Origin of the sequence: Nitratireductor sp. (assembly GCF_017794765.1) — a bacterium.
Lineage (GTDB): Bacteria > Pseudomonadota > Alphaproteobacteria > Rhizobiales > Rhizobiaceae > Nitratireductor.
The window spans coordinates 98,875-113,717 of record NZ_CP051236.1 but is presented as its reverse complement, the minus strand read 5'-3'; the positions used below and the strand labels follow the sequence as shown (position 1 = coordinate 113,717).

Below are 14,843 nucleotides of genomic sequence, written 5' to 3'. Positions count from 1 at the left end.
GGTTTTTGATAGGCTTCCGGTTCGTTTCTGGCGGTTGACCTGAGGGGGAGGGTATGGCGACCACAAAGCCGTTGCTGCGAGTGCACCGGAAAGGGTCCTCGGTTTCGCCTGCCTTGTCGCGAGGGTTGCATTTGCTGTCGGTGTTCGCCGATGCGCCTGTCTGGCTTAGCAATTCAGATATTGCCCGGCGCACCGATCTGCCGGCGGCGACTGTGGCGCGATTGACAAAGTCACTCACCGGGATGGGATTGCTGCACTACAGCAGCAGCCGTCGGCGATTTCGGCTGGCGCCCGGTGTCGTGCGCCTCGGATATGGCGCCCGGAGCGAGACGCAGATCATCGAGTTCATACGGCCTCATCTACAAGAGATTGCAGACCGTTTCCGAGTGCATACGGCGCTTGCGGTTCTTGACGGGATCGAAGCACTGCACGTGGAGGTCTGCCACAGCACGGCGACCCTCGTAACCCTGCGGCTGGAGGCCGGGTCCAGAGTGTCGATTGCCGGAACGCCGGTCGGGCATGCTTTGCTTGCCTGTCTGGAACCGGCACAGCGTCACTCCTTCATGAGCGACCTTGCACGTCACCACGGGGCCGACTGGGATATCCTGTCGCCTCAGGTCGAACAGGGATTGGCCGAGATCGCCGGCTCCGGATTCACCCTATCGCTGGGCGGCTGGCATCCTGACATCTACGCCGTGGCGGTGCCTCTCAAACCTTCCGACCAGCCTGCCGTCATGTCGCTCGGCTGCGGTGCTCCCCGGGGACAGATGTCGCTTCCCCGATTGAAGGAACTCGGCCAGGAACTCGTGAGACTGTCGACAGCTTTGGCGTCCGGGCGCGAGAGCGCCTGACCGGATCCTGCGGGTGACGGTCCATCTCCGGTGGAGTTTTGATCAGGAGTCTTCCAGATACCGCACGCCCATTGCCGCGCATTTGCGCTGAACCAGCTCGACAGCCGCAAGCAGGTCCTTCATCGTGCCGGCTGAATCGCAGGCCGACCGTGCGTCTGCAGGCAGAATAATCTCCATAGCCAGAACCGCATTGTTGAGATGCAAGGGGGCGGCCAGGAGGAGAAGTTTTTCTTCCTGAAGCATCAATCTGAAACACCCGGACGCCCGGAAAAAACAAAAGCTCTCCCGAAGCGCCTCCGTCTCGGCGGAGGTGTGAGACGTGCTTTCATCAGTGTCATCCGTCTCGCTTCTGGTGGTGAAGAGTAGCGCATGACCCGCGGCTGTTTTTGTGAGCGGGTAGGCTGAACCGACGTGGCAACAGGGTGAGCTTACGCGATTGAGACCGTTACACACGACGAGAGAGAGCGCTTCGCCGGCGTCATCGACCGCCAGTATGCACGTGGCATTGTGACGATCAGCTAGCGCCTGCAGGACCGAGCGGGCGATCTCGCTTACTGGGGTTTCTCTCAGAAATTTTTCGGAAAGCGCGCTGGCAGTGCGGCCAGGCTGGAAGCGTTGTGCAAATCTGGATTGTTCTACGAAGCCGTGAATTTCCAACGTTTTTAAGAGCCGGGCGGCGGTGTCATGGCGCAGCGATAAACGCAAGGCCAGTTCATTCGTCGTCATCGGACCTTCATCCGAAAGCAGCCGAACCAATCCAAGTCCGTTTTTTAAAGCGACTGTGCTGTTGTTACCTTCGTCTGTTTGTCTCTTCACCGTGTGATTTGCCTTGATGGACAGGCCCCCCATACGATTTCTAGGCCTATCGGGCCCGTCATATCAATATGCCGACCCCTGGCGGGGGGGTGAAACGGCCTCAAATCGCAGGATTGTGATCGAACGATCAGGTTTTTCCTCCTGCCGCTGCTGCTTGAATGCTCTGGTGAAAGAAGGCTAATGCAGCCTTTGATGAAGCAACCGAGGGGAGGCTGGCCTGTGGCAGGAGCAGATTGGACACGTCTGGAGGCGGAACGTTGTGTGCTTGGCGAGGGGCCGACCTACGATCGCCACACAGATACCGCCTGGTGGTTCGACATTCTGGGCAAAGCTCTGTTCGAGCATTGCTTCGCCGATGGTGTGACGCGAAAGCATGTTCTGCCAGAGCTTTCGTCTGCATTGGCCCGGGTTGATGACGAGCGACAATTGCTCGTTGCGGAAAGCGGCCTTTACCTGCGGAACATTGCCGATGGAAACCTCAAGCTTCACCATCCGTTGGAAGAGGACAATCCGCAGACCCGCTCCAACGATTCCCGGGTGCATCCCAGTGGAGCTTTCTGGATTGGCACGATGGGCAAGCACGCGGAACAGGGGATGGGATCGATCTACTGGTACCGCAAGGGCGAGGTACGGCGACTTTATTCCGGGATCACCGTGACCAATGCGATCTGCTTCTCGCCCGATGGCCGGGTGGGTTATTTCACGGATACGCCCACACTTCAGATCATGCAGGTGCCTCTCGACCCCGAGACGGGACTTCCGGTTGGCGAGCCGTCTCCGTTTGGGAAGCCGTCCAGAGACGGTGATCCGGATGGCGCGGTGGTCGATGCCGAGGGCAATCTCTGGGTGGCGCGCTGGGGCGGCCACTGTGTGGAGGTCTATTCGGCGCAGGGTGTGCTGCTTCGCAAGATCGAGCTGCCGGCAGCACTCATCACCTGTCCGGCGTTCGTTGGACCGAAGGCCGACAGGCTTCTGGTCACATCCGCCTCGATTGGCGTGGACCCGGACAGTCCGGATGCAGCGTTTGCCGGCGGTGTGTACCTGGTCGATCTCGGTGGTCCGAGGGGCAGGTTTGAACCCGACGTTCTGACAGGCTGATACGGTTTCCCCGCATGTCAGTATCCACTGAGGTGCGGGAGCCAGGTGGACAACGCCGGGATGAAGGTCAGGGCGAGCAGCACGACGAGATGCACGACCAGAAAGGGAGGCATTTCCCGGATCATTTCGCTGACACGAATTTTCACGGCTGAGGAAACTACGAAAAGCAGCGCGCCGACCGGCGGAGTGAGGAGCCCGAGCGTCAGGTTGACGATGACGACGATGGCGAAGTGTATCGGATCGATGCCCAGAGAATAGGCAATGGGACCAAGGATCGGCACAAGGATCATGACACCGGGGAGCGGATCCATGAACAGCCCGAAGGCGAGCAGGAGCACGTTTACCGCCAGAAGAAACAGGATCGGGCTAAGCTCCCATGCCACGATTGTCGAAGCAATGGCCTGAGGGATTCCCTCGATGATGATGATCCAGGCAAACGCCCGCGCGGCCGCCAGAATTAGCAGGATCGCGACCGTGACCAGTGCGGATCGAAAGAGAATGTCCGGCAGGTCGCGCAGCCTCAATGAGCGGTAGATGAACATGCCGCACAAAAGTGCGTAGAAGACGGCGACCACCGAGGCTTCCGTCGGCGTGAACAATCCGCTGCGGATGCCGCCAATGATGAGGACGATAAGGAAGATGGCCGGTAGGGCCTGAAAACTCGTGCGCATCATCTCGCGCAGGGACGGGCGTGGCGAACTGCTCCTAAAGCCACGCTTGCGGCAGACATACCAGTTGGTCGCGGCCATCGCGAGCGAAATCAGGATGCCCGGAATGATGCCGGCCATGAACAGGGCGATGACGGAGACATTCTCATCCTGCATGGCGTAGAGGATCATGATGATCGAGGGCGGTATGATGGGGCCGACAACCGAGGCGGACGCGGTCAGTGCGCTGGCATAGGATTTGTCGTAGCCGTCCTTCTCCATCATGCGGATCATCATGGCGCCGGGGCCGGCAGCGTCGGCGAGAGCGGAGCCGGAGATGCCGGCGAACATGGTGGAGGAGACGACATTGGCGTAGCCCAGCCCACCCCGGAAATGACCGACGAACTGCGAAGCGAAGCGCAGCAGGATCTGGGTCATTGCGCCGCTCGACATCAGCTCTGCAGCCAGGATGAAGAAGGGCACCGCCATGAGCGGAAAACTGTCGAGACCGGAAAACATCTCCTTGACGATGACGATCTGCGGATAGGTGCTGCCCAGGCTGATCGCGGCCCAGACTGCAAGCGCAAGCGAGAAGGCCACCGGCATGCCGATGATGAGCAGGGCGAAGAAGGAAGCAAAGAGGATCAGCGCCACGGTCGTCTAGTCCCGGTTGGCCGCGATATGGGTGTCCCCGCCCTCGAGAAGGGCGGCGGATGGCGCGTCGGTCTCCACTTCGGCGAACCGGTTCTCCATCACGAAGGGACGGGCGATGAGAAGCAGGTGCACGATGAGAAGGCCGAAGCCGATGGGCATGGCGGCGTAGATATAGCTAAAGGAGACGCGCGTCGCCGGCGTGAGCTGAAAGCGGGCGCGATCCATGTAATTCATGCCCATCCAGATCATGATGGCGAAGAATGCGAGAAGCAGGCACAGGATGAGGATGCGCACGGCACGTTGGCCCTTTGTGCCGAGCATCTCCTGAAAGTTGCTCACGGCCACATGACCGCCCGTGCGTAGCGCGAGGCCCGCACCGATGAAGGTCATCCAGATCATCAGATACCGCGCGACTTCCTCTGACCAGGTGATCGAGAAATTCGTGAGATAGCGCAACGTGACATTGGCGAAAACGATGACCGCCATGGCGCCCAGCAACAGCACCAGAGCCCATTTGTTGAGGGCTATGAAACATCTCTCAAAGGTTTTCACCGATCCTCCCCGACCCGCGCATCCTGCGGCTTTCCCAGAAGCACCACAGCGTGCTGACCCCATGCTGTTTAGACCAACATGATGAAGCGTGGGAACCAGCCATAGTCGAAAAATGCAGCATGATGCAAAACTCCGGATAGCGATCGCGGGGACCGCTATCCGGAGTTTCAGGCTCCGGGAGCCTTATTCGGTCGCGATGATCTGGTCGATCAGCGCCTTGTCGTACTGCTCATAGTACTTTTCGTAGGCCGGCTGGACGGCCTGTTGGAAGGCGGCTTTCTGTTCAGCGGTCAGTTCGCCGACTTCCATGCCCTCTTCCTTAAGCTGCTTGACGCCCGAGGACTCAACGTTGTCGACATAGGCCCGCATGGCCTTGACGGCCTCGGTCGCACCTTCCTCGAAAACCTTCTTGTCCTCGTCGGACATGCTGTCCCAAAGCTGGCGGGAAACCAGAAGCATGGCCGGCGAATAGACGTGGCCGGAGAGCGTCAGATATTTCTGGACTTCGGAAAGTTTTGCAGAGGTGATGACGGAAAGCGGGTTTTCCTGGCCGTCGATCGTGCCCTGCTGAAGGGATGAGATGACCTCGGGCCATGCCATCGGCGTCGGCGCGGCGCCCAGCGTCTCGAACGCGGTGATGTGGATCGGGTTCTCCATCGTGCGCAACTTGAGACCGGAGACGTCCTCGGGCTTACCGATTGTGTTGCGGTTGTTGGTGATGTGGCGGAAACCCTGCTCACCCCATGCGAGGGCGACAAGGCCGACGTCATCGAACTTTGCGAGGATATTCTGACCAATTTCGCCGTCCAGAACCTTGCGTGCATGGGTGAGGTCACGGAACAGGAACGGGATGTCGAACACGCCGGTTTCGGGCACGAAATTGCTCAGCGTGCCAGAAGAAACGATTGTCGCTTCGATCGTGCCAATCTGAAGGCCCTCGATCACTTCGCGTTCACCGCCAAGACCTGAGGAGGGAAAATGACGGAAGGAATAGCGGCCATCGGTCTTTGCCTCGACGACTTCCTGCCATTTCTCTGCTGCGACACCGTAATGCGAGGTCGGCGCGAGCGCGTAGCCGATCTTGATTTCCTGCTGGGCCTGAGCGGCCGACATGCCGGTAACAATGCCCAGTGCAGTCACAATTGCCGTTAACGGCGCCGTATATCTTGCGGAAAATTTCATCTCTCTCTCCCGTTGCAAAATTTCGTTGCGATTCAGGTCTCCCATTCGCTGAAAGGCTGTGGCCTATCGCGGCTATTCAGTCAATGCACCCTGGCTGGCAGGACCAGCAAGTTTAGCGAACTTGGCCAGAACGCCGGTGTGGTAGCGCGGCTTGGGCTGACACCAGTCGGCGCGCCGTCGCGCAAGCTCTTCCTCGCTGACGTTCAGTTGAAGGAGGTGCCGGTTCGCATCGATGGTGATCATGTCTCCTTCCTCGACCAGTGCGATGGTGCCGCCTTCGAAAGCTTCAGGCGTGACATGGCCGACAAGAAAGCCCCACGAGCCGCCGGAAAACCGGCCATCCGTGATGAGGCCCACCGTTTCGCCCAGACCGCGTCCTATCAAAGCGGAACTGGGGGCAAGCATCTCGGGCATGCCGGGCCCGCCTTTGGGGCCGAGATAACGCAGGACCATCACATCGCCGGGGCGGATCCGGTCTGACAGAATCGCGCCAAGGGCCGACTGCTCATCTTCAAAGACGCGGGCAGGACCAGTGATGCTGGTGGATTTGAGACCGGTGATCTTGGCGACAGCACCATCTTCGGCAAGATTGCCTCTCAGGATGGCAAGATGGCCTTGCGCATAGAGCGGCCTCTCGATGGGCCGAATGACGTCCTGTGCTTCGGAAGGCCTGTCAGGAACTTCGGCAAGCTCCTGCGCCAGGGTGCGCCCGGTGATTGTGAGGCAGTCCCCATTCAGAAGACCGGCCCCGAGCAGGATCTTGAGCACCTGTGGCACACCACCGGCGCGATGGAGATCGACTGCCATGTATTGGCCAGACGGCTTCAGATCGCACAACACCGGCACTTTGCGGCGCACCCGCTCGAAATCGTCGAGTGACCACTCCACCTCGGCGGCACGGCAGATGGCAAGATAATGCAGGACGGCATTGGTGGAGCCGCCAGTCGCCATAACGAGGGCGATGGCATTTTCGACACTCTGGCGGGTGATGATGTCGCGGGGTCTGCGACCCGCCCCCACTGCATCAAGCAGGACATGGGCCGAACGGGCGGCGGAGTGACGCTTCTCCTCGTGGACGTTGGCCATTGTGGAGGACCCCAACAGGGACATGCCCAGAGCCTCGAAAGACGCGCTCATCGTGTTCGCAGTGTACATGCCGCCGCAAGCGCCGGTGCCGGGGATGGCGTTGCGTTCAATGGCATCGAACTCTTCCCGCGTGATCCTGCCGGCTTTGAACGCACCCACGGCCTCAAAGGCAGAGACGAGATTGAGGTCCTTGCCGTTCAGCCGGCCAGGAAGGATCGTGCCGCCATAGACGTAGATCGCCGGAACATTTGCCCGGGCGATGCCGATCATGCCGCCAGGCTTGTTTTTGTCGCAGCCGCCGATGACGAGGACACCGTCCATCCATTGACCCTGAACGGTTGTTTCCACGCAGTCGGCGATGACCTCACGGGAGACAAGCGAGTATTTCATGCCTTCCGTGCCCATCGACATACCGTCGGAAATGGTGGGTACGCCGAAGGTCTGCGGGTTGCCGCCGGCTTCGCGTACAGCCTCCACGGCGGCATTGGCCAGGGGCTGGAGGCCCGCATTGCACGGCGTGATGGTGGAATGTCCGTTGGCGATGCCGATCATGGGACGGGAAAAATCTTCCTCCCGATAGCCGAGCGCATAGTACATGGCGCGATTGGGCGAGCGCTCGATTCCCTGGGTAATGGTCTTCGATCGGTCGTTGGCTGCCATGTCTCTCTCCCGGCGCGTGCCTAAAGTGTGCGGCAGGCTAGGAGAGTTTGAAAGATATGAGAAATATATATATTGTATCGCATTAATTCATATTCCGAATGAGAAAACATGGATATTCGCCAGATTCGGCACTTTGTTGCAGTTGCCGAGGAGCTTCATTTCGGCCGCGCGGCCGCACGTCTCGGCATGACGCAACCTCCGCTCAGCCAGAGCATACAGGCGTTGGAGGCGGATCTGGGGCTTACGCTGTTCGAGCGGACACGGCGAAGTGTAATGCTGACACCAGTCGGCCAGGAATGGCTACCTCATGCGCGGCGGGTGCTGGAGGAAGCGAATGCATTGCCGAAGGTGGCACAGCGGCTTTCGCGCGGTGAAATCGGTACGATACGCCTCTCCTTTATCAGCTTCGTCAGCTACAGTTTCCTGCCTGCGCTCGTGCGCCGCTTCAAAAAGCGTTTTCCGGAGGTGGAGCTGGTGCTGCACGAAGCAACCAGCGATGTCCAGATTGCCGAACTGCTTGATGGCAGGCTGGACGCGGGCATCATCATCACTCCGCCGCGCGGAGCGTTGCACTCGCCGCTGCGCTATCGGGCGATTGAAACGGACAAGCTGGTGGTCGCGGTGCCGGAGGAATGGGTGATTTCCGGGCGTGTGACGCCGAGAGGCGGCAAGCTCGATTTCGATGCCCTGCGCGAACTGCCGGTTATTCTGTTTCCGCGGCAAAGCGCCCCGGCGCTGCATGATCTTGTGACGCGTTACTACGCCGAGCGCGATGCGGTGCCGGTTGCGGGGCAACAGGCTGTCCAAATGCAAACGATCATAAACCTTGTCTCCAGCGGGCTCGGCATTGCCTTCGTACCAAGCACCATGCGCGGACTTGTTCGACCGGGTGTTGCCTATTTTCGGCTGGCAGAGCAGCAATCCGCCATTGAAATCGGTTTTGCGTGGCGCGGCACCGGCGCGAGCGCAGCACTGCATCACCTGGCCGATATCATCGCCGAGATGTTTCCGGCGCACTGAGCTTGAAAAAGGCGGATTGTTCCTCAAAATCGCGCGCATGAAGCAAAATGCTACCGAACAACACGCCAAAGCAAGCAGGTCTTTCAGGCTCGCCGGTGCCTGGCTTGTGCTCGCGGTTCTGACGGTCGTGGCCGTTGTGGCGAATGAGCGCTGGCGATTGTCTTCGGAGCTGGCGGCCGAAGGCAGGGCGCTGCACAGTCTGGCCTCGCAACGTGCCGACCAACACGATGCGCACCTGACCGCGCTGTCGGCAGTTGCGGTTTCGGAGGGGGAAAACCGCTTTGAGCTCTTTCTGGACGTCGCCGAAACGATTCATCGTTTTTATCCGCGGATCGTGGCGATCGATCTTGTTCCGCTGAGGGTCGGCGAGACGGGGGTGAACACGCTAGATCGGGGCAACCCGGCGGTGGAGGAAGCGATCCGTGAGGCCGCGTTGACGTCCAAAGGTGGGCTGGCGCTGCGACCGACGCCAGGGGAGGCGGGCCGCTACCTGCTCGTCAAGCGCAGTCCGAACACGGACGCCGCCCGTTATGGGCTGGCGCTCGACATCGACGGTCAGGGGTTGCTTGAACCTGAACGCAGTCAGGAGCTGGAACCATCGGTCAACCTCTCGCTGGCGCTTCCCGACGGAACACAGCTTGTGGGGCAGGAAACCGAGGGCGATACGGCGTTCCGGCAGCGGCTGGGGAGCGCTTCACAGCCGCTTGTTCTCGAGATTGCCGTTCCCCAAACACTGGCCGCGCTTTTCCCTCCTGCCAAGCTGGCGCCCGCGCTCATCCTGATGTCGGCGGTTTTCCTTGTGGGCCTCGTCCTGTGGCAGCAATGGGCACGTCGGCGTCAGGCCGAGCAAGCGGCGCAACTCAGCGCCCAGGAAACACGCCTGGCTCATGCCTCCCGTGTCAATGCGCTTGGTGAGATGGCAAGCGGCATCGCTCACGAACTCACGCAGCCGCTGACGGCGATGTTAAGTCAGGCTCAGGCCGGAAAGCGGCTTCTGCGAAATGGTGACACAGGGGCCGTCGCTTCGGTGCTCGATGAACTGATCGGACAGGCGCGACGGGGGGCGGATATCCTTGCTCATCTGCGTGAGTGGATCAGACCGGCGCGGGGCAACCCGGCGGCGGTGACCGATCTCAATAAGGCGATCCGTGGTGTCGAAGCGCTTCTAGCGCCGGAGGCGCGCAAGCGCGCGATGATTTTGACGCTCATCCTCGAACGCGACATGTTGCCGGTGCGTGCCGATCAGACCGAACTGGAGCAGGTGATCTTCAATCTGGTTCGCAACGCATTTGAAGCCCTGGAGACGATGCCGAAGGGGCGGGGCGAGGTGGTGATCGAAAGCAGCCGGCAGGCGGGCCTGGCGGTTCTTGATGTGCGTGACAACGGACCCGGTGTGAACACGGCGATCCGCGCCCAGATATTCGAACCTTTTGTCACAGGAAAGAGCCAGGGCACGGGCCTCGGCCTGGCACTCTCGCAACGGCTGGTGGAGCGGATGGACGGTGAGGTCGAACTCAGGTCCCCGCAGGAAGGTGCCTGGTTTCAGGTTCGGCTGAATCTCGTGAACATGAAAGCGGAGGCGGCAGCGTGAGCCGGCCTGTCTATCTGGTGGATGACGACGAAGCTGTGCGCCGAGCGCTCGTTCTGCTTCTCAATACGGTGGGTATGGAGGTAAAGGCATTTTCCGACCCGGAGACCTTTCTCGCGGCACTTGGAAAAATGCCGCCGGGCTGTCTGGTTCTCGATATCCGTATGCCTGTGATATCCGGGTTGAAGCTGCAGGAGCGGCTTTTGGCACTCGGCGTGGAGTGGCCGACGGTGGTGATCAGCGGGCATGGAGATATTGAATCCTGCCGCAAGGCCTTTCGCAATGGAGCGGTGGATTTTCTAAGCAAACCCGTGGATGAACAGGATCTGATCGATGCGATCCAGAATGCGCAAGACATGCTGGATTGCGCCGAACGGGCTGCCGCCGAACGCGCCGAGACGGCTAATCTGCTGGCAAACCTGACGGCGCGTGAGCAGGAGATACTGGAGCGCATTGCAGGCGGTTTCACCACCAAGGAGATTGCCGTTTCACTGGAATTGTCGCCCCGCACGGTGGAAAGCCACCGCGCGTCTATTGGCGCGAAACTTGGAACGACATCGGCAGCAGAGATGACGCGATTGTGGCTGCAGGCGGGTCAAACTCCGTAGAACTACGGATATTGGCGGCAAACCTACCGATGCACCGGCAAAGCGTTGGTTGCTAGAAGATCGGACATCCAAAATCAAGGAGTCCCCGATGATCCGATCGACTGTTCTTTCCGCTACGCTTCTGGCCGCAACCGCGGCATCGGCTCAGGATCTGCCGACCGCGCCCTACCTCCCGCTCGACATGGCCTACAGGGCAGCCCAGACGGCGCTCGAGGCATGTGCTGCCGAAGGTTACGCGGTGAGCGTTGCCGTGGTGGAGCGAAGCGGCGCGACCAAGGTTCTCGTCAAGGCCGACACTTCAGGCCCACACACGACCGGCAGCAGCGTCGGCAAGGCCTTTACCTCCGCAAGCCTTGGCCGCGAGACGGCGGGTCTTGCGAACTTCATTGGCGAAAACCCGCAGAATGACGGCCTGCGTGACATGGATTCCCGGCTGGTGATCCAGGCGGGCGGGCTACCAGTTCGCGTCGGCGGCGCGCTGGTGGCGGGTATCGGTGTCGGCGGTGCCCCCTCGGGGGATATCGACGCGACCTGCGCCCGCGCCGGCCTGGACGCAATCGGGGCTGAATAACCGCTTGCCATGGGCGGAAAAGAGAGGCGCAGTCAAAGGGCTGCGCCTCTTTCCGTTCGACCCCTCGTTCGTGCCTATTCCGGCAGCCGCACGGTGAGTGCCGGATTGTGCGGGAAGAAGTTGTAAGGTTTCAGCGTGAAGCCCTTCCACATGGTCGACATGACCGGCCAGTCTTCCATCTGCGGCACGTGGTGGAAGCCCATCGTGTACCAGGTCACGATGTCGGTGTTGTCGATGCTGCGATCCTGCTTCACCCACTCGGCCAGCGTGTCCGTGCCGTCGCTCTGGAACGCGTATTCGCCGCCGGCATAGCGCTCGTCGACTGCATAGGGCGTGTTCCAGAAGGTGTAGTCGATATAGGCATTGCGTTTCGCCGGCATGTCGTTTTCGGTGTCGAGCGGGCTATAGGCGACGCTGTTTTGCGGCATGATCATGTAGCCCGGCGCGTGGCCGACCCCGATCTTTCGGCCCATGTTCATGATGTGATACATGGCTGGGGTTGCCGGATTGACCCGGTACCGCGCTTCCATCTCCGTCTTCGGCATCTCCGCCTTTGTCACCCACATGGATCGACGGGGCAGGTCGTCTGCGACCTCGCCCTTCACAAGGCCAGTGCGCATGAAAACATTGTCCTGGCCGTCAATGTCGAAATCGAGCCGGAAGTTGAAGAAATGGTCGTGGTTCGGTGCCACGAGATTGGGCATGATGAGTGTGCCGTAACGGGTTTCCTGCTCGGCCGTTGCGTCCGCCATGGAGGTAGATGCGGCGCCTTTGACCGCGTCGAGGCCTGTTGCGCCGACCATCACGCGGATGCGGCCATTCTGCTCGAACACATAGTCGATGAGATAGTCATAATTGCCGACCTGTGAGGCGGAACGGACCACGAGCTCGTTTGCCGGGCGACCTTCAGCCGGCACGGCCTGATCCTCACTCTGGGCGAAGATCTCATAGTGCCGCCATGCGGGGTCGCCGATATTACGCTCGAAGATGCAGAGCGCATCCGGGATCTCGATCGGATTGCCCATATCGTCATGCACGGTGGCGGGCAGGAAGCGGGCGTAGGAGGGGCAGTCGACGCCTGCGCGCAGCGGGCTTAAGAAGATGCCGAAACCATATTCGCCGCTGTCCATATAGGTGCGCCAGTACCAGCCCTTGTCCGGGTCCATATAGGGCACGAAGACTTCCGACAGATGGGCCTGATAGAGCACCGAGCGCCAGTCGTCGCGGTCGTTCACCTCGATGTTGGACAAGACGACGCCGGGCCGCTTGTCCACGCGCCAGCGGAAGCGCCACATGTCCCAGCTGACCAGGCTGCCATCGACGGTGAAATTGGGCTCGCCCTCCTGGCGCAGGACGGCTGGATTGCTCTCGGCCCGCAGGGAGCCGGTGCGGGCCTCCACCTCTTCCTCTGTATAGCCCCAGGGGTCTGCCGGCACGGGAACGACGCCGGTGTCGATGACTTCCACCACGGATTTCCCGGCGAGATCGACCACGGCGTAGAGCCCCTCGATGGGCTTGGCGTAGAAATTGGAGCCGGTCGGATTGACGTAGCAGGGAACCTTCATGAGGCGCTGGCCGGCTTCCGCCTCGATGTCGAAGGAACCGGCCGTGAGTGGCAGGCAGAAGACGTCATCCGGCTTGAGCTCGCGCTTTGCCAGCGCTGCGACAAAGGTTTCGTCAGAGAGCGCCAGATCCATGGCACCGATGAACTCTTCGAGCAGCACCATATGCTGGCCGCCGATAGGGCCGAAATCGCTGATTTCACCGGAAACCAGATCGACCTCGGCCTTATAGGTGTCGTCGCCGGAAATGACATGAACGGTGGCGGCGCGGGGGCCTTCCTCGCCTTCCTTCCAGGCAAGCACGTCGGCCTTTTCGGGTTCTTTCAGTTCGATCAGGGGAAAACGGGCTTCGTCGGAAATCCGGTCATCGGACTTCATGATCGTGACGATTTCAGCGATCTCGTCTTTGGAGAGACCGTCCAGCGGATGTGCGAGTGCGCCACTGCATAAGGCGGTAAGCGCAAGGGCTGCGCATGTGGTCGATAAGTGTCTTCTCATGTTATCTGCTCCTCCTAGGTCCCGGTTTTCACATGATGATGGTCTGGCCGACCGTATTTTCCATCAGCCCCGCCTCGGCGAACTGTACGCCGACCCCTGATTGCTTGATGCCGCCGAATGGCGCGTTGGGCTGGATCATGCCATGCTTGTTGATCCATGCGGTGCCGCATTCAAGCTTCAGGGCCAGCGCCTTTGCGCGCTCGGTGTCCTGCGACCAGACCGAACCGCCAAGCCCGTTCGGATTGTCGTTGGCGCGGGCTATCACCGCCTCGACATCATTATAACGGATGATGGGCAAGACGGGACCGAACTGCTCTTCATCGACGAGGCGCATGCCGTGCTCGGCATCGGCGACGATGGTCGCGGGATAGAAGTATCCGCTACCGCCGGATGGCGCGCCTCCGGTGAGGATGCGGGCGCCCTGTGCTTTCGCTTCCTCGACCAGTTCCTTCACACGCTCGAACTGCATCGCGTTCTGGATCGGGCCAAGTGCGACGCCCTCCTGCCGCCCGTCGCCCATGGGGATGGCCTTGGCAAGGGATACAAGCGCATCGCACACGGCATCATAGATGCTGTCATGCACATAGAGCCGCTTGATGCAGGCGCAGGTCTGGCCGTTGTTCAAAAACGCGCCCCAGAAGAGCCCTTCGGCAATGGCCTGTGGGTCGACATCGGGCAGCACGATCGCGGCGTCATTGCCGCCCAGTTCAAGCGTGAGGCGCTTCACGGTTTCGGCGGCTGAGGCCATGATCTTGCGGCCGGTTCCAGTGGAGCCGGTGAACACCATCTTGTCGATGTCGGCATGAGCGGACATGGCCGCGCCTATCTCGTCGGCGCCACAGACGATGTTGACCACGCCGGCAGGAAGCACCCGATTGATGAGCTCGACGAAGCGGATGGTGGCAAGCGGCGTGTTGGGCGAGGGCTTGATGACCACGCAATTGCCGGTGCGCACGGCAGGAATGATGTGCCAGGCGGCAATCAGCACCGGGAAGTTCCAAGGGGTGATGGAGCCGACCACGCCAATTGGCTTGCGATGGACCTCCACGCGCCCCTCATTGTTGTCCTGCAGGACGGAGACGGGCAGGTCGAGATTTGCGGTGTGGCGGGTCCATGCGGCGGCTGCGCCGATTTCCCACTGGGAGCCGAAACCSCCGATGGGTTTGCCCTGTTCGGCGGTGAGCAATGGAGCAAGCCCGGGAATGCTCTGTTCGACAAGGTCCGCGATCTTCAGGCAGGCTGTCCTGCGCTCTTCATCGCGGGCTGCTGCCCAGCCGGGAAAGGCAGCACGCGCGGCTTTGACGGCATCGTCAAGGTCGGAGCGGGTGCCGAGCGGCATATGGCCGACAGGTGCGCCGGTTGCCGGATCGAGCACTGGCTGTGTCTGGGTGGCTGGTGTAGCCCGCCCATTGATGATGTTGTGAAACTGTGCCGTATCAGCCATTGTCTT

13 protein-coding genes are annotated in these 14,843 nt (G+C 60.7%); 6 read left to right on the top strand and 7 right to left on the bottom strand.

What is annotated here, in order from left to right:
* Positions 1–53 precede the first annotated feature (53 nt).
* Positions 54–851, top strand: coding sequence for an IclR family transcriptional regulator (locus HF949_RS00550; RefSeq protein WP_292897589.1), 798 nt, complete (start codon positions 54–56; stop codon positions 849–851).
* 42 nt (positions 852–893) lie between these two features.
* On the opposite strand, the gene HF949_RS00545 is transcribed toward HF949_RS00550, so the two are convergent.
* Positions 894–1,700, bottom strand: coding sequence for a helix-turn-helix domain-containing protein (locus HF949_RS00545; protein WP_292897587.1), 807 nt, complete (start codon positions 1,698–1,700; stop codon positions 894–896).
* Between the two features lie 159 nt (positions 1,701–1,859).
* Here HF949_RS00545 and HF949_RS00540 point away from each other — a divergent pair, with 159 nt between their 5' ends.
* Positions 1,860–2,765, top strand: a complete 906-nt coding sequence (locus tag HF949_RS00540) for an SMP-30/gluconolactonase/LRE family protein (RefSeq protein WP_441338381.1) — start codon at positions 1,860–1,862, stop codon at positions 2,763–2,765.
* Positions 2,766–2,782: 17 nt separating this feature from the next.
* Here HF949_RS00540 and HF949_RS00535 read toward each other — a convergent pair whose 3' ends face one another.
* The 4 genes from HF949_RS00535 to ilvD all read right to left on the bottom strand — a co-directional run bounded on the left by HF949_RS00535 (position 2,783) and on the right by ilvD (position 7,546).
* Complete coding sequence (locus HF949_RS00535) at positions 2,783–4,066, bottom strand: TRAP transporter large permease (RefSeq protein ID WP_292897583.1); 1,284 nt, start codon at positions 4,064–4,066, stop codon at positions 2,783–2,785.
* 6 nt (positions 4,067–4,072) lie between these two features.
* Complete coding sequence (locus HF949_RS00530; RefSeq protein WP_292897581.1) at positions 4,073–4,618, bottom strand: TRAP transporter small permease; 546 nt, start codon at positions 4,616–4,618, stop codon at positions 4,073–4,075.
* Between the two features lie 183 nt (positions 4,619–4,801).
* Complete coding sequence (locus HF949_RS00525) at positions 4,802–5,800, bottom strand: TRAP transporter substrate-binding protein (RefSeq protein ID WP_292897579.1); 999 nt, start codon at positions 5,798–5,800, stop codon at positions 4,802–4,804.
* A gap of 72 nt (positions 5,801–5,872) precedes the next feature.
* A complete protein-coding gene (gene ilvD / locus HF949_RS00520; protein WP_292897577.1) occupies positions 5,873–7,546 on the bottom strand; it encodes a dihydroxy-acid dehydratase in 1,674 nt (557 codons plus the stop codon).
* A 108-nt stretch (positions 7,547–7,654) separates the two neighbouring features.
* Between ilvD and HF949_RS00515 the strand changes: the two genes are divergently transcribed.
* From HF949_RS00515 to HF949_RS00500, 4 genes are all read left to right on the top strand, one after another.
* Positions 7,655–8,566, top strand: coding sequence for a LysR family transcriptional regulator (locus HF949_RS00515; protein WP_292897575.1), 912 nt, complete (start codon positions 7,655–7,657; stop codon positions 8,564–8,566).
* A gap of 37 nt (positions 8,567–8,603) precedes the next feature.
* Positions 8,604–10,157 carry a sensor histidine kinase gene (locus HF949_RS00510; protein WP_292897573.1) on the top strand — a complete coding sequence of 518 codons (1,554 nt, stop codon included), beginning with the start codon at positions 8,604–8,606 and terminating at the stop codon, positions 10,155–10,157.
* Positions 10,154–10,762, top strand: coding sequence for a response regulator transcription factor (locus HF949_RS00505; protein ID WP_292897571.1), 609 nt, complete (start codon positions 10,154–10,156; stop codon positions 10,760–10,762). Before HF949_RS00510 ends, HF949_RS00505 begins: the two co-directional genes overlap by 4 nt.
* Positions 10,763–10,850: 88 nt before the next feature.
* On the top strand, positions 10,851–11,333 hold the full coding sequence (locus HF949_RS00500) for a GlcG/HbpS family heme-binding protein (protein WP_292897569.1): 483 nt from the start codon (positions 10,851–10,853) through the stop codon (positions 11,331–11,333).
* 74 nt (positions 11,334–11,407) lie between these two features.
* Here the strand turns inward: HF949_RS00500 and HF949_RS00495 are convergent, their stop codons facing one another.
* A complete protein-coding gene (locus HF949_RS00495) occupies positions 11,408–13,393 on the bottom strand; it encodes a copper amine oxidase (protein WP_292897567.1) in 1,986 nt (661 codons plus the stop codon).
* 28 nt (positions 13,394–13,421) lie between these two features.
* Positions 13,422–14,837 (bottom strand): aldehyde dehydrogenase family protein, encoded by a 1,416-nt coding sequence (locus HF949_RS00490; RefSeq protein WP_292897565.1) that lies wholly within the window; start codon positions 14,835–14,837, stop codon positions 13,422–13,424.
* Between the last annotated feature and the right edge of the window lie 6 nt (positions 14,838–14,843).

What these genes read in the sequence shown, in the direction of transcription:
- HF949_RS00550 (WP_292897589.1), top strand. Translation starts at nt 54, where the DNA reads ATGGCGACCACAAAGCCGTTGCTGCGAGTGCACCGGAAAGGGTCCTCG.
- HF949_RS00545 (WP_292897587.1), bottom strand. Translation starts at nt 1,700, where the DNA reads ATGGGGGGCCTGTCCATCAAGGCAAATCACACGGTGAAGAGACAAACA.
- HF949_RS00540 (WP_441338381.1), top strand. Translation starts at nt 1,860, where the DNA reads ATGAAGCAACCGAGGGGAGGCTGGCCTGTGGCAGGAGCAGATTGGACA.
- HF949_RS00525 (WP_292897579.1), bottom strand. Translation starts at nt 5,800, where the DNA reads ATGAAATTTTCCGCAAGATATACGGCGCCGTTAACGGCAATTGTGACT.
- ilvD (WP_292897577.1), bottom strand. Translation starts at nt 7,546, where the DNA reads ATGGCAGCCAACGACCGATCGAAGACCATTACCCAGGGAATCGAGCGC.
- HF949_RS00515 (WP_292897575.1), top strand. Translation starts at nt 7,655, where the DNA reads ATGGATATTCGCCAGATTCGGCACTTTGTTGCAGTTGCCGAGGAGCTT.
- HF949_RS00510 (WP_292897573.1), top strand. Translation starts at nt 8,604, where the DNA reads ATGAAGCAAAATGCTACCGAACAACACGCCAAAGCAAGCAGGTCTTTC.
- HF949_RS00500 (WP_292897569.1), top strand. Translation starts at nt 10,851, where the DNA reads ATGATCCGATCGACTGTTCTTTCCGCTACGCTTCTGGCCGCAACCGCG.
- HF949_RS00495 (WP_292897567.1), bottom strand. Translation starts at nt 13,393, where the DNA reads ATGAGAAGACACTTATCGACCACATGCGCAGCCCTTGCGCTTACCGCC.